At 62.9% G+C, this 26,610-nt stretch carries 32 protein-coding genes and 1 pseudogene; 18 read left to right on the top strand and 15 right to left on the bottom strand.

What is annotated here, in order from left to right; genetic code table 11:
• Positions 1-246: 246 nt before the first annotated feature.
• The 3 genes from AKN84_RS20535 (at position 247) to uvrB (ending at position 3,880) form a co-directional block, all read left to right on the top strand.
• Positions 247-483, top strand: a complete 237-nt coding sequence (locus AKN84_RS20535) for a hypothetical protein (protein ID WP_050422449.1) — start codon at positions 247-249, stop codon at positions 481-483.
• Positions 480-686 (top strand): hypothetical protein, encoded by a 207-nt coding sequence (locus AKN84_RS20530; protein WP_430649919.1) that lies wholly within the window; start codon positions 480-482, stop codon positions 684-686. Before AKN84_RS20535 ends, AKN84_RS20530 begins: the two co-directional genes overlap by 4 nt.
• Positions 687-967: 281 nt before the next feature.
• Entirely contained in the window at positions 968-3,880 is a 2,913-nt protein-coding gene (gene uvrB, locus AKN84_RS20525) for an excinuclease ABC subunit UvrB (RefSeq protein ID WP_050422448.1), read from the top strand.
• A gap of 61 nt (positions 3,881-3,941) precedes the next feature.
• Here the strand turns inward: uvrB and AKN84_RS20520 are convergent, their stop codons facing one another.
• The 4 genes from AKN84_RS20520 to AKN84_RS20505 all read right to left on the bottom strand — a co-directional run bounded on the left by AKN84_RS20520 (position 3,942) and on the right by AKN84_RS20505 (position 6,127).
• Positions 3,942-4,136: a hypothetical protein gene (locus AKN84_RS20520; RefSeq protein WP_050422447.1), complete on the bottom strand. Its 195-nt coding sequence runs from the start codon at positions 4,134-4,136 to the stop codon at positions 3,942-3,944.
• Between the two features lie 222 nt (positions 4,137-4,358).
• Positions 4,359-4,745, bottom strand: a complete 387-nt coding sequence (locus AKN84_RS20515; RefSeq protein WP_050422446.1) for a hypothetical protein — start codon at positions 4,743-4,745, stop codon at positions 4,359-4,361.
• 871 nt (positions 4,746-5,616) lie between these two features.
• Entirely contained in the window at positions 5,617-5,808 is a 192-nt protein-coding gene (locus AKN84_RS20510; protein ID WP_244485328.1) for a hypothetical protein, read from the bottom strand.
• A gap of 79 nt (positions 5,809-5,887) precedes the next feature.
• Positions 5,888-6,127, bottom strand: coding sequence for a hypothetical protein (locus AKN84_RS20505; RefSeq protein ID WP_050422444.1), 240 nt, complete (start codon positions 6,125-6,127; stop codon positions 5,888-5,890).
• A 141-nt stretch (positions 6,128-6,268) separates the two neighbouring features.
• Here AKN84_RS20505 and AKN84_RS20500 point away from each other — a divergent pair, with 141 nt between their 5' ends.
• From AKN84_RS20500 to AKN84_RS48105, 7 genes and pseudogenes are all read left to right on the top strand, one after another.
• Positions 6,269-7,120: a hypothetical protein gene (locus AKN84_RS20500; protein WP_128971027.1), complete on the top strand. Its 852-nt coding sequence runs from the start codon at positions 6,269-6,271 to the stop codon at positions 7,118-7,120.
• Between the two features lie 473 nt (positions 7,121-7,593).
• Complete coding sequence (locus AKN84_RS20495; RefSeq protein WP_050422464.1) at positions 7,594-8,037, top strand: nuclear transport factor 2 family protein; 444 nt, start codon at positions 7,594-7,596, stop codon at positions 8,035-8,037.
• 125 nt (positions 8,038-8,162) lie between these two features.
• Positions 8,163-8,423 (top strand): hypothetical protein, encoded by a 261-nt coding sequence (locus tag AKN84_RS20490; RefSeq protein WP_050422442.1) that lies wholly within the window; start codon positions 8,163-8,165, stop codon positions 8,421-8,423.
• A 295-nt stretch (positions 8,424-8,718) separates the two neighbouring features.
• Positions 8,719-9,153, top strand: coding sequence for a nuclear transport factor 2 family protein (locus AKN84_RS20485; protein WP_050422463.1), 435 nt, complete (start codon positions 8,719-8,721; stop codon positions 9,151-9,153).
• A gap of 239 nt (positions 9,154-9,392) precedes the next feature.
• Positions 9,393-10,354, top strand: a pseudogene (locus AKN84_RS20480) (hypothetical protein).
• Positions 10,355-10,508: 154 nt separating this feature from the next.
• Positions 10,509-10,928, top strand: coding sequence for a hypothetical protein (locus tag AKN84_RS20475; RefSeq protein ID WP_021081820.1), 420 nt, complete (start codon positions 10,509-10,511; stop codon positions 10,926-10,928).
• A 225-nt stretch (positions 10,929-11,153) separates the two neighbouring features.
• On the top strand, positions 11,154-11,291 hold the full coding sequence (locus AKN84_RS48105) for a hypothetical protein (protein ID WP_167350178.1): 138 nt from the start codon (positions 11,154-11,156) through the stop codon (positions 11,289-11,291).
• Positions 11,292-11,491: 200 nt separating this feature from the next.
• On the opposite strand, the gene AKN84_RS48100 is transcribed toward AKN84_RS48105, so the two are convergent.
• From AKN84_RS48100 to AKN84_RS20460, 3 genes are all read right to left on the bottom strand, one after another.
• On the bottom strand, positions 11,492-11,635 hold the full coding sequence (locus tag AKN84_RS48100; RefSeq protein WP_016841369.1) for a hypothetical protein: 144 nt from the start codon (positions 11,633-11,635) through the stop codon (positions 11,492-11,494).
• A gap of 171 nt (positions 11,636-11,806) precedes the next feature.
• Positions 11,807-12,289, bottom strand: a complete 483-nt coding sequence (locus AKN84_RS20465) for a MaoC family dehydratase (RefSeq protein WP_050422440.1) — start codon at positions 12,287-12,289, stop codon at positions 11,807-11,809.
• A gap of 4 nt (positions 12,290-12,293) precedes the next feature.
• Positions 12,294-12,758, bottom strand: coding sequence for a MaoC family dehydratase (locus AKN84_RS20460; protein WP_050422439.1), 465 nt, complete (start codon positions 12,756-12,758; stop codon positions 12,294-12,296).
• 321 nt (positions 12,759-13,079) lie between these two features.
• Here AKN84_RS20460 and AKN84_RS20455 point away from each other — a divergent pair, with 321 nt between their 5' ends.
• Positions 13,080-13,376: a DUF4282 domain-containing protein gene (locus AKN84_RS20455; RefSeq protein ID WP_050422462.1), complete on the top strand. Its 297-nt coding sequence runs from the start codon at positions 13,080-13,082 to the stop codon at positions 13,374-13,376.
• A 147-nt stretch (positions 13,377-13,523) separates the two neighbouring features.
• Positions 13,524-13,670, top strand: a complete 147-nt coding sequence (locus AKN84_RS48095) for a hypothetical protein (RefSeq protein WP_167351861.1) — start codon at positions 13,524-13,526, stop codon at positions 13,668-13,670.
• A gap of 192 nt (positions 13,671-13,862) precedes the next feature.
• On the opposite strand, the gene AKN84_RS20450 is transcribed toward AKN84_RS48095, so the two are convergent.
• Complete coding sequence (locus tag AKN84_RS20450; protein ID WP_021081815.1) at positions 13,863-14,543, bottom strand: ParA family protein; 681 nt, start codon at positions 14,541-14,543, stop codon at positions 13,863-13,865.
• A gap of 34 nt (positions 14,544-14,577) precedes the next feature.
• On the opposite strand from AKN84_RS20450, the gene AKN84_RS50010 reads away from it, so the two are divergent.
• Positions 14,578-14,712 (top strand): hypothetical protein, encoded by a 135-nt coding sequence (locus AKN84_RS50010; RefSeq protein WP_283805529.1) that lies wholly within the window; start codon positions 14,578-14,580, stop codon positions 14,710-14,712.
• 12 nt (positions 14,713-14,724) lie between these two features.
• On the opposite strand, the gene AKN84_RS20445 is transcribed toward AKN84_RS50010, so the two are convergent.
• Both AKN84_RS20445 and AKN84_RS20440 read right to left on the bottom strand, forming a co-directional pair.
• Entirely contained in the window at positions 14,725-15,051 is a 327-nt protein-coding gene (locus AKN84_RS20445; protein ID WP_128971026.1) for a hypothetical protein, read from the bottom strand.
• Between the two features lie 207 nt (positions 15,052-15,258).
• Positions 15,259-15,552, bottom strand: a complete 294-nt coding sequence (locus tag AKN84_RS20440) for a hypothetical protein (protein WP_050422438.1) — start codon at positions 15,550-15,552, stop codon at positions 15,259-15,261.
• Between the two features lie 406 nt (positions 15,553-15,958).
• Here AKN84_RS20440 and AKN84_RS20435 point away from each other — a divergent pair, with 406 nt between their 5' ends.
• Both AKN84_RS20435 and AKN84_RS20430 read left to right on the top strand, forming a co-directional pair.
• On the top strand, positions 15,959-17,248 hold the full coding sequence (locus AKN84_RS20435) for a tyrosine-type recombinase/integrase (protein ID WP_050422437.1): 1,290 nt from the start codon (positions 15,959-15,961) through the stop codon (positions 17,246-17,248).
• 463 nt (positions 17,249-17,711) lie between these two features.
• On the top strand, positions 17,712-18,266 hold the full coding sequence (locus tag AKN84_RS20430) for an Lrp/AsnC family transcriptional regulator (protein WP_050422436.1): 555 nt from the start codon (positions 17,712-17,714) through the stop codon (positions 18,264-18,266).
• Between the two features lie 29 nt (positions 18,267-18,295).
• Here the strand turns inward: AKN84_RS20430 and AKN84_RS20425 are convergent, their stop codons facing one another.
• Positions 18,296-19,270, bottom strand: a complete 975-nt coding sequence (locus AKN84_RS20425; RefSeq protein WP_050422435.1) for a quinone oxidoreductase family protein — start codon at positions 19,268-19,270, stop codon at positions 18,296-18,298.
• 689 nt (positions 19,271-19,959) lie between these two features.
• Here AKN84_RS20425 and AKN84_RS50435 point away from each other — a divergent pair.
• Complete coding sequence (locus AKN84_RS50435; RefSeq protein ID WP_347337356.1) at positions 19,960-20,766, top strand: FAD/NAD(P)-binding protein; 807 nt, start codon at positions 19,960-19,962, stop codon at positions 20,764-20,766.
• A complete protein-coding gene (locus tag AKN84_RS50430) occupies positions 20,763-21,350 on the top strand; it encodes an FAD/NAD(P)-binding protein (protein WP_347337355.1) in 588 nt (195 codons plus the stop codon). Before AKN84_RS50435 ends, AKN84_RS50430 begins: the two co-directional genes overlap by 4 nt.
• 74 nt (positions 21,351-21,424) lie before the next feature.
• On the opposite strand, the gene AKN84_RS20415 is transcribed toward AKN84_RS50430, so the two are convergent.
• From AKN84_RS20415 to AKN84_RS20405, 3 genes are read right to left on the bottom strand one after another with little or no spacing between them, the layout of a single operon-like run.
• Positions 21,425-22,261, bottom strand: a complete 837-nt coding sequence (locus AKN84_RS20415) for an ABC transporter ATP-binding protein (protein WP_050422460.1) — start codon at positions 22,259-22,261, stop codon at positions 21,425-21,427.
• The gene (locus AKN84_RS20410) at positions 22,258-23,061 is read right to left on the bottom strand and encodes an ABC transporter permease (protein WP_050422434.1); all 804 of its coding nucleotides are present in this window, start codon (positions 23,059-23,061) and stop codon (positions 22,258-22,260) included. The genes AKN84_RS20415 and AKN84_RS20410 overlap by 4 nt, the downstream gene beginning before the upstream one ends.
• Positions 23,062-23,064: 3 nt before the next feature.
• Positions 23,065-24,468, bottom strand: coding sequence for an ABC transporter substrate-binding protein (locus AKN84_RS20405; RefSeq protein WP_050422433.1), 1,404 nt, complete (start codon positions 24,466-24,468; stop codon positions 23,065-23,067).
• Between the two features lie 485 nt (positions 24,469-24,953).
• Here AKN84_RS20405 and AKN84_RS20400 point away from each other — a divergent pair, with 485 nt between their 5' ends.
• On the top strand, positions 24,954-25,646 hold the full coding sequence (locus AKN84_RS20400) for a Crp/Fnr family transcriptional regulator (RefSeq protein ID WP_244485326.1): 693 nt from the start codon (positions 24,954-24,956) through the stop codon (positions 25,644-25,646).
• Here AKN84_RS20400 and AKN84_RS20395 read toward each other — a convergent pair whose 3' ends face one another.
• Positions 25,647-26,609 carry a HEAT repeat domain-containing protein gene (locus AKN84_RS20395; protein ID WP_050422432.1) on the bottom strand — a complete coding sequence of 321 codons (963 nt, stop codon included), beginning with the start codon at positions 26,607-26,609 and terminating at the stop codon, positions 25,647-25,649. It lies immediately after the preceding gene.
• Position 26,610 lies beyond the last annotated feature (1 nt).

Raw genomic sequence — 26,610 nt, 5'->3', positions numbered from 1 at the left:
TCGGAAGATGCGATCCGGGTGGGGGCTTCCTCCACCATATGACGCGTGGAGAGACCCCACCCCAACCCTCCCCCGCAAGCGGGAGAGGGAGTGCACTACCGTCGCGATGACGGCTTAACCCGATCTCACCGCACCTTATCGCCGGGTTCCTTTGCAGCGCGGAAATAAACCGCGCGACTTGTGATCTGGTTCACATAGGGCGCCGCGCGCCCGTGCTTCCTTTGAGAAGGGCATCCCGAGGTCGCCATGATCTACAGCGGTTTTGAGATCAAGTCGTTTGAAGTGGGGAAGGGGCAATGGCACGCCAGGATTCAACGGGTCGATCAAAGGCCGGTCGTCATCGATGGCATGCCGTTTCCGATGCTCGACATCGGCTTTGCGTGGTCCGATCCGGATGCGGCGATCGCCGACGCGAAGCAAACTATCGACCGGTTCCCACAGCGCTATGGCATGACGATGCCGGCAACCGAAGCGTCGGTGTGACCGGCAACGTGGTGCTCGCCGTGGTCCCGCAATGCGAGCCGGATCCGGTCTGGCCGGCGCAGGTCCGCACCAGCTGCCCGGAATGCGCCGCCCGGCTATCGCTGCTGCGCGTCATTCCCGGTCGTGCCGCCGAATACTGGACTATGCGCTGCGACGGCTGCGGCGGGATCCATCTCGACATCGTCGACCTGCCGCGCGCGTAACTCTCGCCGCGTTCTCCGTGTAACCTCTCCCGCTTGCGGGGGAGGTCGGTGCGCACAGCGCGCCGGGTGGGGGCCATCTCCGCGATACGACTCGCGGAGATAGCCACCACCCCAACCCTCCCCCGCAAGCGGGGGAGGGAGCTGAGTTCCGATGCGGGCGCATCGCGACTGATAAAGTCAGCAGACTCTGCTGACACCCTGCTGTCAGCAGCATCGCCTGCGCCTAGATCAAGCCGCCATTTGCCCTTTTCTCGCTGCCGGACTCGTCCCATATTCCGGCCATGGCGAAGACACCGAACACCCCGAAAAAGCCCGGCAAAACCCCAAAATCCAAAGCACACCGGCCCGAGGTCCAACCGATCGGCCCGGCGCTGGCTGAATTGCTCAATCCCGCGATCAATCGCGGCGATGCCGGCATGGGTTCGGGCACCGGCCTGCAGCCGCCGCCGGACAATTCCTGGGACCGCCGCGCCGGCGGCGAGGCCGCAGCGCACCGCGCGCGGGCGTCGACGCGCGAGACCAGCGAGGGTGTCGCCAGGCGCGATGCCACAGGCCTCGAGGAGGCCCCGCAGGCCAATTACGGCACCTCGGCCACCATCCCGACGCTCGATCCGGAACTGGCGCGGCAGCTCGGCCTGCCGACCGCCGAGGACGATGACGAGGCCCTCGCCCGTCCGCCGCGCAGCAAGATGGAGGCACTCGGCGTCAAGGCCACCGCCGACGCGCTGGAAAACCTGATCCGCGACGGCCGCCCGGAGTTCCGCAAGGACGACGGCTCGATGCGGGTGTGGACCCCACACCGGCCGCCGCGTCCGGAGAAATCCGAAGGCGGCGTGCGGTTCGAGATCAAATCGTCCTACGAGCCGAAGGGCGACCAGCCGACCGCGATCGCGGAGCTGGTCGAAGGCATCGAGCGCAACGACCGCACCCAGGTGCTGCTCGGCGTCACCGGCTCGGGCAAGACCTACACCATGGCCAAGGTGATCGAGGCGACGCAGCGCCCGGCGCTGATCCTGGCGCCGAACAAGACGCTGGCTGCCCAGCTCTATGGCGAGTTCAAGAGCTTCTTCCCCGACAACGCGGTCGAGTATTTCGTCTCGTATTACGACTATTACCAGCCGGAAGCCTACGTCCCGCGCACCGACACCTATATCGAGAAGGATTCCTCGATCAACGAGCAGATCGACCGCATGCGCCACTCGGCGACGCGCGCGCTGCTCGAGCGCGATGACGTCATCATCGTCGCTTCGGTGTCCTGCATCTACGGTATCGGCTCGGTCGAGACCTACACCGCGATGACCTTCGCGCTGAAGAAGGGCGAGCGCATCGACCAGCGGCAATTGATCGCCGACCTGGTCGCGCTGCAATACAAGCGCACCCAGGCCGACTTTACCCGCGGCACCTTCCGCGTCCGCGGCGACGTCATCGACATCTTCCCGGCGCACTATGAGGACCGCGCCTGGCGCGTGAACCTGTTCGGCGACACCATCGAGACCATCGAGGAGTTCGATCCGCTCACCGGCCACAAGCAGGACGAGCTCGAATTCATCAAGATGTACGCCAATTCGCACTATGTGACGCCGCGCCCGACCTTGGTGCAGGCGATCAAGTCGATCAAATCGGAGTTGAAGATCCGGCTCGACCAGCTCAACGACCAGGGCCGGCTGCTGGAAGCGCAGCGACTCGAGCAACGCACCACCTTCGACCTCGAGATGATGGAAGCGACCGGCAGCTGCGCCGGCATCGAGAACTATTCGCGCTACCTTACCGGCCGCCGCCCCGGCGAGCCGCCGCCGACGCTGTTCGAATATGTGCCCGACAACGCGCTGGTATTCGCCGACGAGAGCCACGTCACCGTGCCGCAGATCGGCGGCATGTTCCGCGGCGACTTCCGCCGCAAGGCGACGTTGGCCGAATACGGCTTCCGCCTGCCCTCCTGCATGGACAACCGCCCGCTTCGCTTCGAGGAATGGGACATGATGCGGCCGCAGACCGTCGCGGTGTCGGCGACGCCGAGCGGCTGGGAGCTGAACGAAAGCGGCGGCGTGTTCGTCGAGCAGGTGATCCGCCCGACCGGGTTGATCGATCCGCCGGTGGACATCCGTCCGGCCCGCACCCAGGTCGACGATCTCGTCGGCGAGGTGCGCGCGACGGCCGCGGCCGGCTATCGCTCGCTGGTCACGGTGCTCACCAAGCGGATGGCCGAAGACCTCACCGAATATCTTCACGAGCAGGGCATCCGGGTCCGCTACATGCACAGCGATATCGACACCATCGAGCGGATCGAGATCATCCGCGACCTTCGCCTCGGCGCGTTCGACGCGCTGGTCGGCATCAACCTGTTGCGCGAAGGCCTCGACATTCCCGAATGCGCGCTGGTCGCGATCCTCGACGCCGACAAGGAAGGTTTTCTGCGCAGCGAGACCTCGCTGATCCAGACCATCGGCCGCGCCGCGCGCAACGTGGACGGCAAGGTGATCCTTTATGCCGACGGGATGACCGGCTCGATGGAGCGGGCGATCGCGGAGACCAATCGGCGCCGCGAGAAGCAGGTCGAGTACAACGAGGCCCACGGCATCACGCCGGAGAGCGTCAAGAAGTCGATCGGCGACATCCTCAACTCGGTCTACGAGCGCGACCACGTGCTGGTCGAGATCGGCGACGGCGGCATGGCTGATGACGTCATCAGCATCGGACACAATTTCGAGGCCGTTCTCAGCGACCTCGAAACCAGGATGCGCGAGGCCGCCGCCGATCTGAACTTCGAGGAGGCCGCCCGCCTGCGCGACGAGGTCAAGCGACTGCGCGCCACCGAGATGGCCGTGGTCGACGACCCCACCGCCAAGCAGCGCAACGTGCAGAAGCAGGCCGGCGCCTATGCCGGCACCAGGAAATACGGTGATGCCGCCAATCTGCCGGTCAGCGCGCTGAAGAACAAGTCGGCACAGACCTCGCTCAAGGCGGGCCGCACCGGCAAGTCCGGCTCACGCGTGCACAAGCCCGATCTCGACGAGATGCACGGCCCGGAATCGCTGCCGTTCCGCCCGGGCGGCGCGCTGCCGGCAAAACCGTTCGGCACCACCAGCCGCATCATCCAGCCGACGGACTCGCGGCAGTCGGGGCCGGAGTTCGGCCCGTCGCCGCGGTCGAGCGGTGGGGCACCGGGCAAGCGGGGCGGGTGGAAGAAGCGGTAGGGCACGACGCGCGCCGAGTTTCTCAGCTCTGTTGATCGGCCCTATCGCCGGGCGACACGCGCTATGGCTGGACGAAGAACACTACATAGATCGCGAGGCCGATCGCCAGAAACGACGCCACGACGGCAAACCAGTTGTACTTGATACCGCGCGCCCAGATTGCGTTCTTCGCGAACAGCAGAACAAGCACAAGAAAGATCGCCGCGAAGATCTTGCCCCAAAACAGCTTCAGAAGGTGTAAGTCCGCGAATGACATCCACGCCCCGGAAGATGGCTTTGGCTGAAGCCGCGGGCTATCGTTGATGCGGGTTGTTATCACGACAAGGGCCGTCGTGGAAACGGAGGTCGCACCCGCGGCGCCACATCAGGCGACATCGAACGCCGCATGGTAGCTAACATCGCCTTTCGGCGCGTCGCCTTTCAGGACGCGGCGCTGGAAGTATCGACTCGGCTCACCGATCGGCGGTGATGCGCAAGCTCAGCCTGCACTCACCACTGCAACCGCCAGCAGCGACATCATGATCATCGTGGTCATCAGCTGCAGAGAGACCGTGGGCTGACTCCGCCACTGCGCGATCTTCTCGGAAAACGACAGCTGCGCATCGAAGAACACCGGCGCGTAGGCGTGCGCGAGACGGTTCGGAAATCTCGCGGCGAGCCATGGCGTGATCCCGGCATAGACCAGCGAGGCGAGCACGACATAGATCGCGGCGCCATAGCGTTCGCCGACGATTTCCGGGGCGTCCATGATCTTCAGCACCAGCACGGCGGCGGCGAAGATCGGCAGGCCCTGGAGCATGGCGGTGAGCGCAAAGCCTTCCAGCCGGTTCTGCGCGGGTGACTTCGGTGCGGCGATGGCGTTCATGGCGGCGTTTCCTTGGCGATCGGGTGATCCGATGCCGCCAATCTAGCCCCGCGTGCCCGCCTGCGACGTGATGCGCGTCACGCCGGCAGCGGGCCGCGGCAGACATATTCCGATTTTCGGAATTTGACTTGACGCGGGACCCAACTCAGATGTTCAATGTGCGCGTCTCACCCGACACGAGGGGCGGGTCGCGATCGTCACGAACGCGGTGTGAGATGCGGTGGACGCGGAATGCGCAGTCGACGAATGCGCGTGAAGCGGACGGTGAAGTCGTGTGGTCCTGACGCCCTCATGGTAGGTGTCTCTCGAATTGCGCGGTGCGCGTTGCGGAGACGGTGACAACAAAGCCCAGTCTCGCCGGGGAGAGCACGAAGTAAGCCGCACTACCATCGCGCAGGGAAGGCCGGGATGTTTCCGGTTACACCTGTGGTCCTACCCCCGTGCTTTCTACCCATTGCACGGGGCCCATGGGTGCGATCGGCACCCGGTCTTCCCTGCGCCCTCTGTTCAGACGGAGGGCAAACGAAATGCAAAGCTCGGGCGAAACGCGCCGCGAGAATGCGAAGCTGTATCCCACACTCATCTGTCATCGCCCGGCTCGACCGGGCGATCCAGTACGCCGTGGCCTCTCGATTCAAGCACCACGGCCTCTGGAATACTGGATCACCCGCATGCACGGGTGATGACAGCGAGTGCGCTGTTTGACAGGTGAATCGGATTCCCATCGTCGTCCTGGCGAAAGCCAGGACCCATTACCCCAGATGTGCATTGTTGCGCGACGCTGGGGCCAGACTCCCTCAATAAGCTATAGCGGTGGTTATGGGTCCTGGCTTTCGCCAGGACGACATCGAAGATGTGGCGCCGTTGCACCCTACCCCGACCGCCGGTTGCTGGTGTTCTGGGTCAGATTGCCGTGCGCGGCCTGCTCGCGGATGTTGTGCTTTTCGTCGTCGCGATGACCCTTGGTGGTGTCGAGGGGAACGCCGGGGGTGCTGCCGGGGCCCTTGTGGCTCTTGTTGTCGTCGGGAACGGGCTGGATGGTCTTGGTTTTTGGTTTCGTCATCATCGTCTCCGTTACACAACAAGACAACGCCGCCCCCGCGGGCGCGTTCCGGAAACGCGACTTCACAATGGACCGTACCTTACAGCTTCTCCTGCTGCGAAGGCTGCGCCGGTTGCTGCTGGCGCTGACGTTCCTGCTCCTTGGCGTGATGGCGGCCGTAGAGGCATCCGGCGGCCGCGCCGAGCATGCCGTGATGGCCGGCATAGTGACCGGCGACACCGCCGACGACCGCGCCCTTGATGCAGCCCTTGGCGTCGGCGGGCGAAGTTGCGGCAAGCGCACTGACGGCAATAATGGATGCGATAAGAATGGATTTCATGATGCGGCTCCAATGGAATTGTCAGGCATCAACGGCCGAGCCACCCTGCCGGTTCCCGCCGCTTCGCCGCAGAAATGCGCTGCGCACAGCCCTCGATCATGCTCTAAATGCCGCCGCATTGCGGACAGTGTTTTGAAGATCATGCGGACATCACATATCGCCCTGCTCGCGCCGGCGCTTGGCGCAGCGATCCTGTTCGTCGCCAGCCAGTTCATCTCCAGCCTGTTCATCTCAAGCCCTGCCCGCGCAGAGGACAGCGACCGCGCGCTGCTCGCGACATTCTGCGCGAGCGCCAACATCAAGGGATCGACCTGCACGCGGGCGAAATCCTATCCCAGCGGCCGGGCGTGCGACGTCAAGCTGACCAAGGAGCGTTACGCCGGACGCTTCCTCGCCGCGGGCAGCGCGCTACTTGTCGTGAACTATGAAAGCGAGTGCGAGCCGCACGCGACCGATTTCGGCGGCGTCGCGCTGTTCGAGCAGGACGGCAAGGCCACCCGCTTTGCCACCCGTTTCTTGCGCTTCCTGCCCGGCGCGCAAGGCCACGACTGCATCGTTGTGGCCAAGGACACGCAGCAGGACGCGCTGGTCTGCACGGTCGGTCACATGGGCCAGGGCATCCTCGAAAGCGCGGTGGCGCGGATGGAGTTTGCCAGCAAGCCCGGCAAGGGGATCGCGATCACGCCGGACTTCCTGCTCCGGGCCGAGGATGCGGTCAGCGCCTATGGCGCCAACGTCGTGATGTGCAACGAGGGCCCGAAATATTTCGGTCTCTCCAACCTCGCCGCCGGCCCCCGCCGCAACACCGTCGCGGTCGACGTCGACTACGCCGACGACGAGACCATCCGCACCGCCTGCGGCGAGGGCTTTCCGAAGTCGAAGGAGCTCTATTACGACCTCCAGGCCGGCGAGGCCTTTGTGCCGGAGGGTTCGGAGAGGAAGAAGCGGTTCATCATCGACCTTATGACCGGCAAGGCCGCGCCGACGGAGTAGAGGCTGCGCCGGCCGATTAGCGCGCCGCGACAGCGAGCCGGCGCGATCTCACCGGCCGGCCCCGGAGGAGCTCAAGGCCTCGACCGGCGCCAGCGCCGGCTCACCGTCGCGCGGCGCGCGCTCTTGATTGGCTATTTGGTGGCAACCGGCATGACGGCGACAGCAAGCGGCACGGTGTTTCTCATCAGGAACTCCTGGTCGTGGATGCGTCGCCCGTGCGAGTCCAACCGGGGGTCCGCGCGGAGGTTTCATTAATTCGAGGTCACCTGCCGCCGCGCGTTTCACGTCTACGAGACGCGATCGGCGCGGCGCTGCCCGGCTCTCCCTGCAATGTGTGCCACAATGCACGCACTGGTTGTCGAACCTAATCGCGTTTCGCGCGTCAAACATGTGTTTGATTGTGGAACGCTTCGGTTCAGAATGTGGGCGAAGGCAGATCAAAGGCGAGTCGGATGGAACCGGCGGAGTCGATCATGGGCGAGGATTTGAACCGGCAACGCGTCCTGAACTTCCTCGATGTCTATTATGCCGGCGGCATCGAGGGCGCGCTCGAGCGCTGCAGCGACGACGTCGCGTTCCTTGCCAACGCCCCGATCGACATTCTCCCGCATATGGGCCAGCACCGCGGCAAAGCCGCGCTGCGCCAGATGTGGACGACGATCCACGAGCGCTATTCCGACATGCGCTATGAAGCGCCGATCGTGGTGGCCGAAGGCGACAAGGTCGCGGCGCAGCTCCGCGTGTTCTTCCGCAAGCGCACCAACCGGCGCGTGGTGCAGTTCGACGTCGCGGTGTTCTATACGCTGCGCGACGGCAAGATCACCGAGATCCGCGAGATCATCGACACATTCGACCTCGTCCAGCAGGTGCTGGAGCGTGATGTCGCGGCAGCGCTGACCGGACAGAACGCGGACTAGCTTCCCTGAAACTGCGGCAATGCATTCCGGCACCCCGCCCGGCAAATTCGCGACGACTGCGTTGAACCTCGAAGGCCGGCCGCTGACCTATCACTGGGCTTGTTGCGGTCGGGGCTGGAATCACCATGAAAGTCGCATTGCTCGCTGTGCTTGGCCTTGCACTGGGCGCCCTCGGCGGCGCCGCTCTCGGCATCGGAGCCGGGCTCACCTGGATCGGAATGGCCAGAACCTCAGGTCTCGACAGCGGAACGCTGGTGTTCTTCACCTTCATGCCGCTCGGCGCCGCGATCGGCGGCATCGGCGGTGCGCTGCTGTTCGCCGTGGTGGCGATCCGCGACGCCGAGATCGTGATCGAACGGCAGCCGGTGCGGCAGCGCGACCGCTGAATTGCGCTGGCCGGAGCGTCTTCGGACGACGTGGATGCCGGTTCGCGTCGAGAAAACGCGTCAAACTGGGATCTAGAACCCCCGTTCCGATTCCACCGGGACCGGGTTCTGCGTGCGGGCGGTCACATTCCGGTCAGATCCGGCGCAATTGTGCATTGCAAAAAAGTCATTTGCGTTTTGGCCGTTCCGCACTATTTCAGCCGGCAATAGCGATGTGCAGCAACCTGGCAAGGCGTCGGCGCTGACCGCCTGCCATTCGTTTGCTTTGAAAATCCAGTTTCAGGACGAGACCAAAATGACAGAGCATAGCCTCTGGCGTTTTTCGCGCGCATTGCATCGCGCGATCAACGAACGCCAGCTTGCAGACATCGAGCTCATGCTCGATGACGAGGTCGAATGGGCCATCTACGGGCCGATCGACCTGTTTTCCTTCTTCGGCTCGCGCCGCGGCAAGGCCGCCGTGCTCGAGGTGATCAGGCAGATCGGCGAGAACCTGCGGGTGCACCGCTTCGACCGGGAGTCGATCATGCTTGGCGTGGATTCCGCGGCCTCGATGCTGCGCTACTCGCTGACGGCGCTCGACTCCAACAAGCCGATCTCGCTCAGGATCGCGCATTTCGCGCGGTTCAAGGCCGGCAAGCTGACGAGCTTCCGCGTGCTGGTCGACAGCTTCGACCTGGTCGAGCAGACCGTCGGCTACCCGATCCATCTGCCGCGCATCGCGGTCTGACGGCTTCCTGATTTCACGCCTTCGTCATGTCCGGGGCGGCGCCTTCGTCAAGGCGCCCCGGCAGCCGCGGCCTGTTTTGCCAGCCCCGAACGGTCGCGCCCGGGCGGCGCGACGCGCCAACGCGCGCGCTGGTCCCGGACATGACGATCACGTGTCTATCACTTGCTTTCGCGATGCCGCTGCCGCAATTTTGCGCTACGGCAAATGCATGCTGCCGCTTTGGAATTTGCGGACTGGGAATGACTTCCACATTGCGATTTAGCTGGGCGAGGCTGCCGGTGCTGGCGGCCGGCTTCAGCGTGGCGATCACGTTTTCGGCCGGCGCCCAGAGCTCACCATGGCAGATCGCTCCCGCCGTCCAGGAGACTGCGAAAGACGCCGCAAAGGACACTCCGGCCGACAGCGCCGAGGCCGAAGAGGCGCCGCCGGCGGCCGACGCCAATGACGCCGACATCCTGAAGGACATCGACCAGAGCAAGCTCGACTGGAGCCAGCTCGACACCGATTCCACCAGCCTGCCCACGCTGGCGCCGAAGAGCGCGGCCAAGCGCGGCAGCGTCGCCGGCAACGATCCGTCCTGGACCACCAACAACAACGCCAACGGCTCGGCGGCGGTGTCGGTCAAGCAGTCGATCTCGCCGTTCCTCGACACTCGCGTCGGCGCCGACATGACGGTCGCCAAACCGGGTGCGACGACGGCGTCGGAGCAATTGTCGGAGCGGCTCGCCAATGGCGGCAGCCCGCCGCAATCCGGCGGCTCGGCCTGGGCTTCGATGTCCGCGCCCGGCGTGGCGTCGATCTGGGACAAGACCTCGGTCGAGGCGCGGGTCGATCCCGGCGCGACCAGAGCAAGGTCGGCACCTCCCTGAGCAAGTCGGTCCCGCTGTCGGAGCAATATTCGCTGACGCTGCAGGGCGGCTATAATTTGATCCAGCAGGGCGTGGTCCCGGTGCCCGGCATCATCGGCACCCCCTCGCACAGCTACGACACCGATCAGTCAGCACGGCTGTCCGTTACCGACACCGGCACCAGCATCACCGCAGGCCAGACGCTGTCGTCGACCTCCGACGACCGGTGGCTGCGCCGGATCGGCGCCGAGCAGAAGCTGTTCGACGGCGTCACCGTCTCGGGCTCGGTCGGCGAGACCGCCCAGGGCACGATCAACAAGAGCATCGGCGCCGGCTACAAGCACTCATGGTGAACGATCTGTTAGCCCTGTCGCGCTAATGATCAGGCATTGCCCCAACTTGGCCCAGATGCGGTCAAATTCGGCGGCACTGATAGGTCCGTAACTTCATCAATTCGTCGTGCGGGGGACAAGCCGCGCTTCGCTATTGCGAACCAGGGGAAAGCCGATGAACGCCACCAACCGTACCGAGGAAGCCACAGAGGCGACGTCCGAGGTCGACACCAACCTCGCTGCGGTCTCGGAAGTCGAAGCCGGCATCCGCGATTTCGTGCGCAACGATATTGCCTATCTGCGCCGGCCGGTGGCGAGCCCGGAGACCGCGCCGACCGACACCAACACCGATGCCACCGTCAGCAACGTCAACTCGCTGATCCAGCGCGTCGCCGGCACCTCGCTCGCCGAGATCGAGAAGCTGATCGGCGAGCTCGAGAGCCTGCGAGACCTGCTGCATGCCGAGGGCCAGCGCGTCCAGCGCGAGATCTCCGGCTATGCCCAGCTCAGCCAGGCCGCGATGAAGTCGACGCGGATGATCGCCGACAACGTCTCGCAGTGGAAGCGCGCCGCCGACGGCCTGCGCAACAGCTGATACTGATCAATTCAACAATCCGGCGCCGCCGCCTCCCGACCAGGAGGCGGCGGCTTCATTTTGCGTGGCGGATTCAACGCGGAACGTTTCGTTATTCAGCGCGGTGTAAACTCCGCGGCGTCAATTCTTGCAGAAGCCGATTTGAACTTTCGGTGCCGAGCCCGCGTCCAATCCGGAATTCGTGTCCGGACCGCGCCTGGCGCGGCATCCATTTGGAGAGAATTCATGCAGAGCGTCCGGCCGGATAACGCCGATCCCATTCCGCTGCGCCAGCCGCAGCAGGGCATCGGCACGATCATGATCCGGTTCATAGGCATCCTGGCCGCGGCGACCGTGGTGATGGTGCTGATCTGGAATCGCTAAGGGCATGCCCCAAGCCCGAAGGGCCGCGTTATCGCAAAGTGCGAAGCCGCCTTCCGAAGAGATGATGCCCAATGAAGAGATGATGCCCAATCAAGAAGCTTCTGAAAGAAGTGTGACGCGGCCTGCCGAGGGGTCACATTGATAAGCGCAAATGCGCGCATTGGGCGCTGCCGGCAGCGCCCGGAGTTACAGACGGTCGATCAGCGATCGATGCTCGCGGTGGTCTCGAAGGAATAATTGCCGTCGGCAAAACCCTTCACGACCATTCCGGTTGCCAGCATCACGACAACCGTTACCGTCGCGAAGATAATTCCGACGAGTTTCAGCGCGCTGCGATCTGCCATGGTATCCCCAGTGGTGCTTGCCCGGATGTCCGTGCCCTCAAACATAAGGCAGGGACAAAGGTTCAAAATGCGTTAGCAAAAAATGAGTTCCACGCAACGCACAACTGCGTCGGCGGCAGACTTAGTCTGCCACCATGGCGTCCGTGCAACATCAGAGGCGTGGGGGCAACATCAGGAACCGGGATTCCGGCGCGGCACGAAGGCGGTCGCGAGGAACGAGAACACCACCTCATTGCGCTGATTGACGCCAGTGTTGCGCGCCTGAAGGATGCCCCATTCGGGCCGCTTCTCGGACGTGCGCTTGGTCTCGACCTGGTTGGCGAAGCTGATGGTATCGCCGGCCAGCACCGGGCGGATCCAGCGCAGCTCGCGGAAGCCCGGCGAGGGTCCCCAGACCGCGACCTCCTCACCGCGCGCGGCGGCTTCGGCGGCGAGCCGCTTGCCGTCGGCTACCAGGAGCTTCATGCAGACGCTGGCGACATGCCAGCCTGACGCGGCGAGCCCGCCGAACAGCGAGTTGCGCCCCTCCTCCTCGTCGAGATGGAAGCGCTGCGGATCGAACTGCGCGGCGAAGCGCTTGATGTCCTCGGCGGTGAAGGTGAAGGCGCCGAACTCGCGCCGCGCCCCGATCTCGATATCTTCAAAGAAACGCATCTTATTAGTTACCTGCGCCTGCGCCGTCCCGGCGGCTGACGATGATCGGCGACTCCATCTCGCACAGCATCTCGCCGCGCGCGTTGCGGATCGTGCCCTTGAAGGTGACGATGCCGGTCTCCGGCCGGCTCTTCGAGACGCGCGCCTCGACCACGTCGACGTCCAGCGTCAAATCGTCGCCCGGACGCAGCGGCGCCACCCAGCGCATCTCGTTGACCCCGGGCGAGCCGAGCGAGGCGGTGCGGCCGATGAAACCGTCGAACAGCATTCGCATCATCAGCGAGCCGAGATGCCAGCCGGAGCCCGACAGGCCGCGCAGCATGGATTTCTTCGCCGCCTCCTCGTCGAGATGCATCGGCTGCGGGTCGAACTCAGCGGCAAAGGCGAGGATTTCCTCGCGTGAAACATGGCGCGGGCCGAACGTGCCGAAACGGCCGGGCTTGAAGTCTTCGAAGGTCAGCGTGGTCATTGGGTGAGGATATGCCGGAGGGAAGCCCGATTGTGGCCGTTATTTGCAGCAATCACAACCGGCCCACTCGCATAGCTCGCCCCTGGACTGCCGGCGCCCGGTCCTGGGCGCGCCTTTGGCGGGACCGATTGGGCTCCTGCGGTATCGATCCCACAGGTCGCGGAGGCGCTTTGGCGCCGTCCCGTACCCATTGGCCCGGCGAAACGCCTCGTCCCGATGGACGCCTCCCCGCAGGCTCCCGGGACGAAGTGATCACGCCGGGGGTGACGCAGTAGGATGAACGAGACGCGAATCATATTTCGGCTGGCCGGGAGAACCATGATGTTCGATTTCCAGGATCTGTTTCAGTGGGACCGCTTCATCACGCCCACGATCATCAAGACGTTCTACTGGCTGGTGATCGCGGTCATCGTGCTGTTCGGGATCTCCGGCATCCTGTGGAGCCTCACGGCGATGGCGATCAGCCCGTTCGTCGGCTTCATCCAGTTGCTTGCGTCGATCGCCAGCGTCTTCGTCGGCATCGTGTTCTCGCGCATCATCGCCGAGTTCATCCTGATCGTGTTCCGGATCAACGAGCATCTCGGCGCGATCCGCGATCGCGATGCGGGAATGCACTGAGGCTCAGCCTCCAGCCGGAGGCCTGCCGCCCATGCCGTGGTTAATCCGAAGTAGTCCCCGCGCGCAAATGCCAGCGAAATTCCAGCCGGGATCTTAAATCCGCTCGCGTATCACCCCCTGCATTGCCAAGACCAACGCGGGGGCGTCGTGACTTCCAGGAATGGTTTTATTGCCGTGAGGCCGGGCACCGCGCCGGGCTTCACGACCGAGGATATTCTATGGGCTGTCGGCATCTGGTCGGTGATCCTGACCCTGGCGCCGGTGATCGTGTTCTATCTGCTGATGGTGGCGTAACGCCACCTGCTCCGTCATTGCGAGCCAACGGGTCGCGCGAACGCGCGCCCGATGGCAGGCTCCACGAAGCAATCCACGCTGGCTCTTGCGGAGACATGGATTGCTTCGTCGCTTCGCTCCTCGCAATGACGACGACGATAAAAAACGCGCGGGACCCGCGCGTTCTTTCCAGTCCGAACCAAGGCGGCGTTGTTACGCCGCCTGCTTGTGCATCGCGCCGGACGCCGACGCCGTGCCGCGGATCGCCTTGATCGAACGTTCGATCGCGGCCCACAGCCGATTGATCTCGGCCGCGGCGCGGCCTTCCGCGTAATATTCGCGGGCGCCTTCACCCTGGCCGAGCGCCATCAGAAGATCGGCGCGGTTGGTGATCTGGCCGCTCCACACCGGTGCGCGGAATTTCGCCAGCGCCTCGCGCGCGATCGCGACGATGCGGCTTTCGGCGCCGTCACGCTGCGCGGGCGCGCCGTTGATCACGACGGCATAGGGCTTGCGCATCGAGCGGCAGGTCTGAATCGTTTCCTGCACCGCGTTGACGTCGAACACGCCGGGCCGCGCCGGAATGATCACCATGGTGGCGTTCTTGATGGAGTCGTCGACCACGGCCGACAGGTTCGGCGGCGTGTCGATGAACACCCACTCGATGCCGTCGCGCTTGGCTTGCGCAATGATCCCGCTGACCGAGTTCACCGCGGTCTTGATCGCCGGCTCGTTGGTGCCGCGCAGCTTGTGCCAGAGCGTCAGCGAGCCCTGCGGATCGGCATCGATCAGCAGACAGGGCTTCGTTGCCTTGTGCACTTGCGCGGCGAGGTGAGCTGCCAGGGTACTTTTTCCCGAGCCCCCCTTACGCGAAGCGAAAACAATCACGTTCATACGTTGGCCTCCAGATTGACCCCAGGAGGCGAAAATGAATCAGCACGCTGATTCGCGAAAGAAAAAATTTCTTGCAATCCGCAAAGTGGCCAAGATTACCGGCGCATTTTGCTTTTTGAGTCACACCATACTGATGACGCAACCGCAAATGGAAGCGCTAAGCGTTTGATATGACTCACGCCTAGCGCTTTTCGGCAGTTTTGGCGCGCTCACGCGCGATCCATTTGCGCTCGATCCAGCCGAGCAATTGCGCCGTCGGTTTCTGCAAGAACGGCACATCCTGCGCGAACAAAAGGAGTCCGAGCGGCAGCATCCAGAGTCCGAGCACCGGCAGGAAGCTGAAGATGCCGCCGATGATCAGGAGGATCGCGAGCGGAATCCGCACATAGCGCGACGACGGCTTGCGCAGCCACGCGACGAAGCGCGCCGGCTTGTCCGGAAGCTTGGCCTCGAACCAGGCGAAGTGCCGATCGATCTCTTGCTGGTAGAATTCGCTCACGCGTCCCACTCCGTCCGTTCCACAGGCGGGAACGGATTTGGCAAACAACACAAGCCCAAGAGATGATGCTGCGTGACAGCGTCACAAGGCGTCAGTCTGTCGCGCATCGCAGCCTTGAAATCGCGGCCAAACGATCCTGCGCGAGAAGTGACGTCGGTTCGCGTGAAGACAACGCAGCAAGCGAGCGATACTTGCGTGCGCGCAATCGGAACCGGGTCAGTGCGTGGACTTCTTCGCCTTGTGCGATTTGTGGACCTTCCGCTTGACTGCGACCGGCCGCTGCTCCTCGCGCTCGCTCGCCTCACGCGGCTCGGGGCCGCCGCGGAAGAACACGCGGCAGGCCGGCGACAGCTGCGCCTTGTTCCTGATCATGCAGGCCGTGATACGATCGACGTCGGGAATCTCGGGACCGCAGAGCCGGAACGCATCCGGCGTGCAGGCCTGCTGCTGGTCGGGCGTGTAGGCCTCACCCCGGCCGGGCAGCAACAGCGCCGCAAGCGCGGCTGACATCAACGCAAACAAAAAACTCCTTGAACCGGCGGTCCCCATGCGTCCCCCAAGGTGGCACTAAGGCATCGTTAAGGCGTCGTTTCGCGGAGTGTGGGTGATGCGACGAAGAAGTGCAAGCGGACGAGACGACACGCTGGCGGCGATCAAGGAAGCTGCGAGCGATCTCGCGATAGCCTCAGCTGGCGACGTCCTACTGGGTGATGATTGTGGATGGTACAGTTGGGTGGGCTCGAACCACCGACCTCCTGTTCCACAGATAGAATGTGGCCGCCGAAGAGGCTACGCTTCTCCTGCCCACTGTACGAAAATTACTTTATTATCAATAGCTAATGCCGCCGTCCCTCGCCTTGGCTACGCTACAATTGGCGCTATTGTGGTAGCTACGTGGTAGCTACGGAGGCGATAGATGGCTGTTTCGAATGTCACGATCCGCGCAGTGCAAGCGCTCCAGCCGGGCGAAGCTATCTGGGACGCCGACCACCGCGAAGCGGTGCGGGGTTTTGGTGTTCGGCGTCAACGCGACCAAGCCACTTACGTCCTCAAGTACCGGGTGTTCGGTCGACAGCGCTTTGTGACGATCGGTCCTCACGGTGCTCCTTGGACACCCGACCTTGCGCGCAGGGAGGCCAAGCGGCTTTTGGGCCTGGTCGCCAGCGGCAAAGACCCAGCGGATGAGAAAGCCAAAGCCCGCCTCCAGGCGGCTGACACACTCCGGGCAATCGCGGATCAATATCTCAGGAACGCCAAGCAAAGGCTGAAACCCCGGAGCTATTCGGAGATAGAACGCTACTTGATGATCAGTTGGAAACCCCTGCATCCGGTCTCGGTTTTCCAGATCACCCGCCGCCATATCTCAACTCGTGTTGCTGACATCGCATCAGCGCATGGGACGGTGTCAGCCGCCCGCGCCCGTACGGCACTGTCCTCAATGTTCAACTGGGCTATTCGCGAGGGCCTCGACATTCCCGCTAACCCGGTTCTCGGCACCAATCGACCCGCCCAGCCGGGAGGCCGCGAACGGGTCCTCACCGACACAGAGCTATCGGCGGTCTGGCATGCCTGTGGTGATGACGATTACGGGCGCATTGTGCGTTTGTTGCTGCTCACAGCCCAACGCCGCGATGAAGTAGGCAGCATGCAATGGGCCGAACTCGATACTGCTTCGGGGCTCTGGACGCTGCCAGGCGCCCGGACCAAGAACCATCGCGAGCACTTGCTGCCATTGGTGCCCGCCGCCTTGGCCCTACTCCCGCCCCCTCGAAAAGGCCGAGACTTCCTCTTTGGTGACGGACCCCGACGCAGCGATGACCCGCATCGCGGGTTCTCCGGCTGGTCAAAGTCGAAGGCAGCGCTTGATGCGCGGATCGCGGAGTCCCTAGGCGAACCCCTGCCCAATTGGACAGTTCATGATCTTCGGAGATCGGCATCCACGGTGATGGCCGATCAGCTTGGCGTGTTTCCACACATCGTGGAGGTGATTCTAAACCACGTCAGCGGCCACCGGGCTGGCGTTGCCGGCGTGTACAACCGTGCTCGGTATGCGGCCGAGATGCGCGAGGCGCTCGAACGCTGGGCAAGACACGTTGCGACCCTGGTAGACCAAAAGCCCAAGGCAGACCGACTTCGCGAACCAACCGGACCGAACTTGGCAACGCAAGCAAGGGTCGCGACCACCCGGCGAGAGCTTACAAGGTGAGATCCGTGAGCGTGCCTCGGCTCCCCTAATCCAGGCGCCAAAGGACACTCGGGGTCCGTCTCCAGATTAAGGAACTGGCTTGCAGGCTATCGGGGAGAGCCGCCTACTCTGTCGAACGGCGGGTTTGAATCAGGGAGGCGCACCGCCGATACCGACATTCAGTTCGGGTTGCGATTTGATCCCCCGCCCGCCACCTAGCCCGCGCATGTCCCAAGGTATTGATCCTTCTCGTCCTGAGGTCGTTTCGCGCGACCCGTGCGTGTTGTCGACCATGCCTGCGCAACAGCAGCGCTTTACTCGACGGGACTTCTTCTTCGTTGAGCGGACCGATGCACTACGCGGGGCCACGATTGTAGAAAGCATTGCTCCGGCAATCGCCTTTTTCGAAATATCATCGGCTTGCGGAGAATAACCTTTCAATTAACATTGTCTACAACAGTTCATTTGGAAGAAATTTCTGCATATGACCGACATCCAAACGTCTTCGGCAGCGCCGTCCCGTCGCCTCGATGCCATCGATCGCAAGATCTTGAGGGTGCTCCAGGAGGACGCATCATTGTCGGTCGCCGAGATCGGCGAACGTGTCGGGCTGTCGTCAACGCCTTGCTGGAAACGCGTTCAACGCCTGGAGACCGAGGGCATCATCACCGGCAAGGTGGCGATCGTCGACCAGAACAAGATTGGCTTGGGTCTGTCGGTATTCGTTTCGGTCGAGAGCGACGATCACTCGGACGCGTGGCTGAGACAATTCGCGACTGTCGTCAGCGCGATGCCTGAAGTCCTCGAATTCTATCGCATGGCAGGTGATGTCGACTACGTGCTGCGCGTCGTCGTCGCCGATATGCAAAGCTACGATCTGTTCTACAAGAAGTTGATCGGCGCGATCGCGCTGAAGAACGTGACCTCACGGTTCGCAATGGAGAAGATCAAGTCCGTTACGGCCCTGCCCGTACCACCACTTGAGCTTCCGAAGCCGCACGCCCTCCCAACTCGATCTCCCGCTGAAACGAGAGTTTAGCGGGCAATCGAGCCTAGTGCCAAAATCGACTAAACGAGAAGCACCGTCGATCCCGTCGTTTTGCGCGCGGCGAGATCGGCATGAGCCTTGGCTGCGTCCTTGAGCGGATAGGTCTGATTGATCTCGATCTTGACTGCGCCCGACCTTACGACCTCAAACAATTCGTTCGCCATGGCGACCAAATTCTCGCGCTTTGCCCCATAGGTATTGAGTGTCGGTCGGGTCACATAGAGCGAGCCCTTCTGCGCCAGGAGACCGAGATTGAGTGGGTCAATGGCTCCCGAGGATTGCCCGAACAGCACCGCAAAGCCGAGCGGCGCGAGGCAATCCAGCGATTTCAGGAACGTATCCTTGCCCACCGAGTCGTAAACCACCGGCACCAGCTGGCCCGCGGTGAGTTCCTTGACGCGCGCGACGAAATCTTCGCGGGAATAGACAATAGCGTGTGTGATCCCGTGTTGCTTGGCGAGCGTAGCTTTCTCGTCGGTGCTGACGGTGCCGATCACGGTCGCACCAAGATGCTTCGCCCATTGGCCCAGGATCAGACCAACTCCGCCGGCCGCCGCATGCAGTAGAATAGTGTCGCCGCTCTTGACGCGGTATGTCTGCCGGATGAGATACTGCACGGTGAGGCCCTTGAGCATCATGGCCGCCGCAGTCTTGTCGTCGATGCCGTCCGGGAGCTTGAGCAAGCGATCCGCGGGTATCAGGCGCTCCTCGGCATAGGCACCCAGCGGTGAACTGCCATAGGCGACGCGATCGCCCGACTTCAAATCCGTCACTCCCGGGCCGACCTCTTCGACGATCCCGGCTCCTTCGCTTCCAAGACCACTGGGAAGCGGCACATTGTAGACGCCAGCGCGATTATAGATATCGACGAAGTTGAGGCCAACGGCGGTGTGGCGAATCCGCGCCTCACCAGGGCCGGGCTTGCCGAGCTTGATCTCTTCCCATTTCAGAACTTCGGGGCCACCGGGCTGATAGAAGCGAAAGGCATGGGTCATGAACCGGCTCCTGCGGACAACGAGTTGCGGCGAAGCATAGCGATCCGCCCGCCCGCGCTGACGATATCAGCGTGACACGATCCGGCAATCGACCGCTTGGTCATCTTGCCGTGAGCGCATGCAGCTCAGACACTGCCAGAGCCACTAGCCAACGCTTCATCGCCGCGAAGCAGAGGAACCCTCGAATTCGCGGTGATTGCGGCCGATGCACGGGGAATGAGATTTCAACCACGACCTCATCAAGACAATTACTCTCTTCAGAAGCGCCGCAGAACAGCGCATCGTTTTCAAACTTGCGCTCACCGTCGACATTCAAACGCAAGCGGGGCGAAGGCATGATATCGTGAGAAACGAATTCCTGGTGCGAAGGAGGATCTATGCGTCGGATATCTTCCTGGCTTCATTCCCTCAGTGGAACGGTTCAACGGTTCCAGGCAAAATGTCGCGAGCTTGCGCGACCTGACCGAACCGACGGGCGCGAAGACCCGTACGAGTTCTTCTTTTTCGGCCCTCACGGCTAGAGACTCTCTCCCCGTATCGACCCCGCTGAGTAAAGCGGACGGCTTTCCTGAGGCTTGGGCGTCAGCACTCCATCCCTGCCTCTGACGTCGCGTATCGACTTGCAGTCAAAGGCATGAATTGCCGGCGTCGCACGCCTGGTGCGGCCGGCCGACCAGTGGAGTGGCAGCATGATGGGCCTCCGTAGGCGGCACGTGATCATCATCGGTGGTGGCGCCAGCGGCGTGCTGCTAGCCTATCAGCTGTTACATCAACCTGCCCGCGATCTCCGCATCACCCTGATCGAGCAGCGCCCGGATATCGGCCGCGGCATCGCCTATCACACCGGCAATCCCGATCACCTGCTCAATGTACGCGTCGCGAACATGAGCGCGCTGCCGGACCAGCCTGATCATTTCTGGGGCTGGCTTAGCTCGCGCGAGCTCGATGTTCCCCTCTGTCCGGATCCCTATTGTTTCGTGCCGCGACGCATCTATGGCGACTACATCGCGAGCTTGCTCGAACAGCATACGTCCGATCCGGCAGACGTGGAGCGCCTTTCCATCGTTCGTGGGACTTGTGTCGATTTCAACGAAGGCCAAGCCGGGGTGACGGTCACGCTCGACGATGGTCAATCGCTGGCCGGCGATGCGGCTGTTCTTGCGACCGGACATGACATGCGCGCCAGCCGCGCGGGTTATGCCGATCCGTGGGCGCCGCCGTCGGCCGCGCCGGTTGATGCAGATGCGGCAGTCCTGCTCCTTGGCACCGGACTGACGATGGTCGACTACGTGCTGTCGCTGTTGCGCGACGGCCATCGAGGGCCGATCATCGCGATGTCGCGGCGCGGCCTGCTGGCAAAGCCGCATCGGCGTGTCGATGCCCAGCGCATCGACGAAGCGATGTGCCATTTGGCGCCAGCATCAGCAAGCTGCTTCACTGGCTCCGCAGCCGCATCGCGCGGAATGCGATCGAAGGGGGTGACTGGCGTGGCGTGATCGACGGCCTGCGGCCCTACACCCAGCGGCTGTGGCACGAGCTTCCGCAGGCGTCCAAACGCCGCTTCCTCGAACACGCTCGCGCCTGGTGGGATGTGCATCGGCACCGGATGGCGCCGGAAGTCGAGGCCCGCGTGTCTCAAGCAATCTATGCGGGGCAGCTCAGCCTGTTGGCAGCCAAGGTCATCAGCGTCGCGCCGACCGACGACGGAGCCCGCATCCACTATCGCCGGCGCGGTGATACCAGGATCCTCAACATGCAAGTGGGCGCCGTCGTCGATTGCACCGGCATCGTCAAGGATCCGCGCGCCACGCCAAACCCGGCAATACGCGGCCTGTTCGAACGCGGCCTGGCGCGCGTCGACCCGCTCTGCATCGGTATTGAGACAGATCGCAACTGTGCCATCATCGGCCGCGATGGCGAGGTCTCGCAACGGCTCTTTGCCGTGGGCCCGCTGACGCGGGCAGCGTTCTGGGAGATCATCGCGATTCCCGATATCCGCAACCAGTGTGCCGCTCTCGCCGCCAGGCTCACCGAGCCGGCCGGCTCTCGTCGAGCAGAGCTGGAGCGGGTCCGACCCTAGCTGCTGGCGCCCGTCAGAGTGAATGGCGGCCACGCGAGCCAGGTAGCGACGCTAACGGAATCTCTCACGCATCCCTACCTGATCCCGAGCGGACTCAACCGCGCAAGCGGCTCCGGGCTATCCGGCTGTCTGAGGAGATCGAGAATCCGGCGCTTCAGACGCACAAAATCCGGCTCGGTCACAAGCTCGGCCCGGCGCGGCCGGCCGAACGGGAGGCGGATGTCCTCGATGACCCGCCCCGGTCTGGCGCTCATGACAATGACGCGGTCCGCAAGAAACAGCGCTTCCTCGATATCATGCGTCACGAAGATGGTCGTTGTCGGGATTCTCGTCCAGATGTCGAGCAGAACCTCCTGCATCATGCTGCGAGTCTGCGCATCCAGTGCGCCGAACGGTTCGTCCATCAACAGCACACGTGGCCGGTTGATCAGAACACGCGCGATCTCGACACGCTGCTGCATCCCGCCTGAGAGTTGCGAAGGATAGAAGCGCTCGAAGCCCTCAAGGCCGACCAACCGCAGAATCTCGTCAGCGGCCTGATATCGCTCGCTCCTGCCCACGCCGCGCATCTTCGGGCCGAAGGCGACATTGTCGCGAACGCGCTTCCACGGAAACAGCGTATGTTGCTGAAATACGATTCCCCGATCCGGACTCGGGCCAAGAACCGCCTGGTCATCCACGGTCAAGCGCCCTTGTGTTACCGGCAGGTGGCCTGCCAAAGCACCGAGCAAGGTGGATTTACCGCAACCGGATGGGCCGAGCACGCAAACCAGTTCACCCGGCGCGATCGCGAAATCGAGATCACGGACAGCCTCAAAGGCGTCAGCGCCATCCCCGAGCGAGATCGATATGCGCTCGATGCCGATACGTCCGACGGATCTCGTCGAAACATCAGATATACGAATATTCATCGTGCGACCGCTGGCTGCCGCCATGGCATCAGATAATGCCCCAATGTCGTCAAGAGCCAGCTACTGCCCATGCCAAGCAGGCCGATGATGAGCATGCCGACGATGATATCGGCATAATTCTGCAGCGTATAAGCCTCCCACGTGTAGTAGCCGATGCCGAATTGACCGGAGATCATCTCGGCTGTGACCAGGCAAAACCACGATGTACCCATGCCGATGGCGAGCCCGGTAACGATGCTCGGTGCAGCGCCCGGCAAGACGATCTCACGCAGAATGGCGGCAGGCGTACCGCCAAGACTGCGCGCGGAGGCAACCAGCCGGCGGTCGATATTCGCAACACCATGCACGGTGTTGAGAATGATAGGAAACAACGCACCGATGAAGGTGATGAAGATCATCGACATTTCCGACGACGGAAAGATCAGGATCGAGAGAGGTATCCAGGCGACCGCCGGGATCGGCCGCAGCAGCTCGAGCGGCGGCAGCAACAGGTCGCTCGCGGCGCGCGAGCGGCCGATCGCAAAGCCGAAGCCAATTCCCAACAAGACCGCTGCGCCGTACCCCGCAAATACCCTCCACAGGCTGCTGCCGACATGAGCCAGTAACTTGGGCGACTTGAGCAGTATGATTGCGGATTGCAGAACTTCAGTCGGCGGCGGCACATTGCGGAATGTGACGAAACCCAGGCTCAGGTGCAGAACTGAGGCGAGGTGCCACAGCACGATGCAAGCGACTATCGAGAAACCCCGAACGAGCCAGCGCGCCCACGGCACCTGGACAGCGGTGCGAGTGGTCGTCATTGCTCAACGGCTCGCTACAAGCGATTCCCGTGCGCCGGCATAGTCCAACACCACGCCACCATGCGCCGTCGACCACCTTTCCGCCCCATCCTTGAGCAGGAACGCACTGAGCTCCCCCTTAGGCGACCGCACAAACCACGCCTGATTGGCGAACAGCTTGATGCCGGTTTCGCGATCCTGGGCGTAGATCACGCGAATTGTCTTGCCTTGCTTCTCCAGGCCAGCAAGAGCCGTCAAAGCGCCTTCCGGTGAACTGAAGTGCTGAACGAGTGGCTCGTCCTTGATCCAAATCTGAGCGACACGACTGAAATCCGTGATCTTGGCGCCGGTCGTCGCATCCTGGGCCTTCAGCCCAAGCTGGTCGTAGCTCTTCAACTGTGTTTCGTACTCACCGCCGGCTTCCGCAACTGCCGCCCGGATGTATTTGTCGGTCACGAACTGATTGATGTCGAGGTCGCTATCGGCGCGCTTCAACAGCTTCAGTGTCTTGATCGAGGTGGCCACGGCCTGGCGATATTCGGGCTTCCAGGTCACGTCGCGCGTCTGCAGGCCGAGCGGTCCATGGAACAGATAGACGACCTCCGCCTCGATACCGGTCACCTTGGCGATCAGATCGCTGTATTTCTCGGGTTCGTTCGCGATCAGGCGATCCGCCTCAAGTGCGGCGCGGAGATAGGCAACGACGATCTCTGGATACTTTTCCGCGTAGTCGGCATCGACCAACGCTCCGTGAAACGTCGGCGCATTGGCTTGCGAACCATCAAATATCTTTCGGGCAAACCCACGCCAGGGAAACAACTCGGCAAACGGAACGAAATCGGCGTGCGCCTCGATCTTGTTGGCCTGAAGCGCAGGACCCGCGACTTCGGGCGCCTGGGTGATGATGTTGACATCGGTCTCCGGGTTCCAGCCCTCGGCTTCGATCGCACGCAGCAACATGCCGTGCGAGGTCGACGCGAAGGGCACGGAAATCGTCTTGCCCTTGAGATCCTTGATCGACTGAACCGGAGAGTTCGAGGGCACTACGATGCCGTTGCCGCTGCCCTTCGTGCTGCCGGACAGGACACTGATGAAGAGGCTGCGGCGGCCTGCCTTCTGGAACGCCACTCCGTTGAGCGAACCCGGAAAATCCGCCATCGCGCCAAAGTCCAGCTTACCGGCCACCATTTCGTTGGTCAGCGGGGCGCCGCTGGTGAAGTTCTTCCATTGGATGTCGTAAGTGACATCCTTGTACTTGCCGTCATGCGGCAGGAATTTCTCCAGCAGCTTGAGCTCGCGAATCAATAGGCCGCCCGTCGCGCAGTTGATTGTGGTGTCCTGTGTTCCGACGGCAACCCGGATGGTTTCGGCCTGCGCTATCGCGGCCAGGCCAAATAGAGCAAGCACGGCGGCGGCTGCTGTCTTCATAAAGTAAAACGAACGCATCGGCCCATCTCCAACGATCGATCGGCGGCCAGCAGCCACCGCAAAACGCAGGACCGGACTATCGAGCCGGCACCACGGCAACAGAAGCAATTACTTGCATCGCGTCGGAGAAGTCATTCGCTGGCGGATTCCAATCGCGGCACGCAGCGAGCGCTTCAAATGATTTTCTCACGCCAGGCGGGTCGGCAGCAAATCCATTCCAGCGGAATGTCGTTCTCGCGTCAGCTTTGCTAAGTGCGTTGACGGACATTCAAAGAAGTGGACTTCGCCATCTCCTCACACTTAGCTAGGGGACGACAGCGCAGGACATCCGGGCCGCAATGACCACAATCAAGGAAGCTTCCGAAGCCTACTCACGCACTCCGATGGCGCAGACAGGCCTCTCCGTGGACGGTAGCTATCGAACAAGGGATAGCCTTGCGGTCTCCAGCGGACCGAGCGCAACGGCCAGAGACTCCGCATTTTTCATGAGCGAGAGCATCGACGGCCTCAACGTCGGCGCGCAGTTCCTGGATCGCTTGTCCGCCGAACAAAAGGCCCAGGTCCTGGCCGCCGGTCGCGCCGTTTTCACCGCGCAGGGCGAAATGGTGTTCAGCCAGGGGGAGCACCACAACGGCATCTTCATCATCAGAAGAGGACAGGTCCGCGTCTACTACACTGCGCCATCCGGCCGGGAGATCACCCTCGCCTACTGGACGGCTGGCCACTTCATCGGCGGCCCCGAGATCTCCGGCGGAGGACCCCACATGTGGTCCGGCGTCGCAATGGAGGACTGCGAGATCACGGCCTTGTCCAGCCCCGCGCTGCAACGATTGCTGGTCCAGATGCCGGCTTTCGCACTGGCCTTGATCGATGGGCTCATCGCCAAGGGCAAGTGCTATTCGTCGATGGCGCAGATGCTCGGAACCCGCTCGGTGATCGAACGGCTCGCCCAGTATCTTTTGAATCTCGCCGAGCTTTATGGAATCGCCGACGGCGGCACAGTCATCATCAACCGAAAGGTGACACATGACCAGATCGCTGCGATGGTTGGCTCGACCCGGCAGTGGATCACCATGATGCTGAAACGGTTCCAGACCAAGCGCATTATCGCGATCGAGGACGGCGTGATAAGGATCAGGCGGCTCGATCTGCTCGAGGACATCCTGTTCAAGGAATAGTCAGCCGCCGCCAATCTGGCCAAGCGCCCAGATCACCGTCTTTCGAACATCAGGATCCGCGTCGCCAGTATGCCGCGTGAGGGCGTCGCGCGAGCGTGGGTCGGCGATATCACCGAGCGCCGCGGCGGCATCCTTGCGCAACGAAGGCAGCTCGTCGTCAAGGAAGGCAACAATAGCTTCGATCCCGTCCCGAACGCGCAGCCGGCCAAGATTTTGCAACGCCTTCTGACGGACTTGCCAGTAGTTGTCGGCGAGCGAAGCAATCAGCGCGCCCGCCGCTGAAGCCTGACCGATCCGCCCAATCGCTTCCGCCGCAGCAGCCCGGACCTGCCACTCCGAATCCGAAAGCGCGGCGGCTGCGGCCTGAGCCGCGACCTCATTGCGAGCAAACGACAGCGCGTTGACGGCCGCAAGCCGGACATCCGCCGATTTGTCCCGCGTTGCGCTGATCAAGGATGGCAGGGTTTCAGTCTTCTTGAGATAGCCGATTACTCCGACGGCCTGCACACGCACGCCGGGATCGTCGTCACCAATTCCTGTGATCGCGGGACCGAGCGATGCATCGACCTGGAGTGCCTTCAGTGCCCGAAAAACCGCCGCACGCACAAAAGCGGCCGGATGAGTAACTAGTGGCAGGAGGACGCCACTCGCCTCGGGATCGCGGAGTTCGGCAAGGCTGTCGGCGGCCGCCCGGGCGACCTCCGCCACGGGGTCAGGTACGGCGCCGATCAGGGCCTTGGCAACGTCGATGCCATCAAACTCGCCAAGCGCCTGCGCGGCCTGCTGGCGCACCACCGGTTCAGCGTCGAGGATGGCACCCGCCAGCAACGGAACCGCCTCGCCACTCGACGTCTCCACGAGATCAAGCACCGCCAGTCGGCGCACCGATGGATCTTCACTGGCTAGCCGCTCAGCAATCTCTTCGAGATCGCCGAACGCTTCGAATGGCTCGAACAAGGTCATG

This window comes from Bradyrhizobium tropiciagri (genome assembly GCF_001189845.1).
Taxonomy (GTDB): Bacteria; Pseudomonadota; Alphaproteobacteria; order Rhizobiales; family Xanthobacteraceae; genus Bradyrhizobium; species Bradyrhizobium tropiciagri.
This window is presented reverse-complemented; position numbering and strand designations above follow the sequence as displayed.

Excerpts from the sequence above, each read along its gene's own strand:
- AKN84_RS20535 (WP_050422449.1), top strand. The coding sequence starts at position 247 with ATGATCTACAGCGGTTTTGAGATCAAGTCGTTTGAAGTGGGGAAGGGG.
- uvrB (WP_050422448.1), top strand. The coding sequence starts at position 968 with ATGGCGAAGACACCGAACACCCCGAAAAAGCCCGGCAAAACCCCAAAA.
- AKN84_RS20520 (WP_050422447.1), bottom strand. The coding sequence starts at position 4,136 with ATGTCATTCGCGGACTTACACCTTCTGAAGCTGTTTTGGGGCAAGATC.
- AKN84_RS20515 (WP_050422446.1), bottom strand. The coding sequence starts at position 4,745 with ATGAACGCCATCGCCGCACCGAAGTCACCCGCGCAGAACCGGCTGGAA.
- AKN84_RS20510 (WP_244485328.1), bottom strand. The coding sequence starts at position 5,808 with ATGACGAAACCAAAAACCAAGACCATCCAGCCCGTTCCCGACGACAAC.
- AKN84_RS20505 (WP_050422444.1), bottom strand. The coding sequence starts at position 6,127 with ATGAAATCCATTCTTATCGCATCCATTATTGCCGTCAGTGCGCTTGCC.
- AKN84_RS20500 (WP_128971027.1), top strand. The coding sequence starts at position 6,269 with ATGCGGACATCACATATCGCCCTGCTCGCGCCGGCGCTTGGCGCAGCG.
- AKN84_RS20495 (WP_050422464.1), top strand. The coding sequence starts at position 7,594 with ATGGGCGAGGATTTGAACCGGCAACGCGTCCTGAACTTCCTCGATGTC.
- AKN84_RS20490 (WP_050422442.1), top strand. The coding sequence starts at position 8,163 with ATGAAAGTCGCATTGCTCGCTGTGCTTGGCCTTGCACTGGGCGCCCTC.
- AKN84_RS20485 (WP_050422463.1), top strand. The coding sequence starts at position 8,719 with ATGACAGAGCATAGCCTCTGGCGTTTTTCGCGCGCATTGCATCGCGCG.
- AKN84_RS20475 (WP_021081820.1), top strand. The coding sequence starts at position 10,509 with ATGAACGCCACCAACCGTACCGAGGAAGCCACAGAGGCGACGTCCGAG.
- AKN84_RS48105 (WP_167350178.1), top strand. The coding sequence starts at position 11,154 with ATGCAGAGCGTCCGGCCGGATAACGCCGATCCCATTCCGCTGCGCCAG.
- AKN84_RS48100 (WP_016841369.1), bottom strand. The coding sequence starts at position 11,635 with ATGGCAGATCGCAGCGCGCTGAAACTCGTCGGAATTATCTTCGCGACG.
- AKN84_RS20465 (WP_050422440.1), bottom strand. The coding sequence starts at position 12,289 with ATGCGTTTCTTTGAAGATATCGAGATCGGGGCGCGGCGCGAGTTCGGC.
- AKN84_RS20460 (WP_050422439.1), bottom strand. The coding sequence starts at position 12,758 with ATGACCACGCTGACCTTCGAAGACTTCAAGCCCGGCCGTTTCGGCACG.
- AKN84_RS20455 (WP_050422462.1), top strand. The coding sequence starts at position 13,080 with ATGTTCGATTTCCAGGATCTGTTTCAGTGGGACCGCTTCATCACGCCC.
- AKN84_RS20450 (WP_021081815.1), bottom strand. The coding sequence starts at position 14,543 with ATGAACGTGATTGTTTTCGCTTCGCGTAAGGGGGGCTCGGGAAAAAGT.
- AKN84_RS50010 (WP_283805529.1), top strand. The coding sequence starts at position 14,578 with ATGAATCAGCACGCTGATTCGCGAAAGAAAAAATTTCTTGCAATCCGC.
- AKN84_RS20440 (WP_050422438.1), bottom strand. The coding sequence starts at position 15,552 with ATGTCAGCCGCGCTTGCGGCGCTGTTGCTGCCCGGCCGGGGTGAGGCC.
- AKN84_RS20435 (WP_050422437.1), top strand. The coding sequence starts at position 15,959 with ATGGCTGTTTCGAATGTCACGATCCGCGCAGTGCAAGCGCTCCAGCCG.
- AKN84_RS20430 (WP_050422436.1), top strand. The coding sequence starts at position 17,712 with ATGACCGACATCCAAACGTCTTCGGCAGCGCCGTCCCGTCGCCTCGAT.
- AKN84_RS20425 (WP_050422435.1), bottom strand. The coding sequence starts at position 19,270 with ATGACCCATGCCTTTCGCTTCTATCAGCCCGGTGGCCCCGAAGTTCTG.
- AKN84_RS50435 (WP_347337356.1), top strand. The coding sequence starts at position 19,960 with ATGATGGGCCTCCGTAGGCGGCACGTGATCATCATCGGTGGTGGCGCC.
- AKN84_RS20415 (WP_050422460.1), bottom strand. The coding sequence starts at position 22,261 with ATGAATATTCGTATATCTGATGTTTCGACGAGATCCGTCGGACGTATC.
- AKN84_RS20410 (WP_050422434.1), bottom strand. The coding sequence starts at position 23,061 with ATGACGACCACTCGCACCGCTGTCCAGGTGCCGTGGGCGCGCTGGCTC.
- AKN84_RS20405 (WP_050422433.1), bottom strand. The coding sequence starts at position 24,468 with ATGAAGACAGCAGCCGCCGCCGTGCTTGCTCTATTTGGCCTGGCCGCG.
- AKN84_RS20400 (WP_244485326.1), top strand. The coding sequence starts at position 24,954 with ATGAGCGAGAGCATCGACGGCCTCAACGTCGGCGCGCAGTTCCTGGAT.
- AKN84_RS20395 (WP_050422432.1), bottom strand. The coding sequence starts at position 26,609 with ATGACCTTGTTCGAGCCATTCGAAGCGTTCGGCGATCTCGAAGAGATT.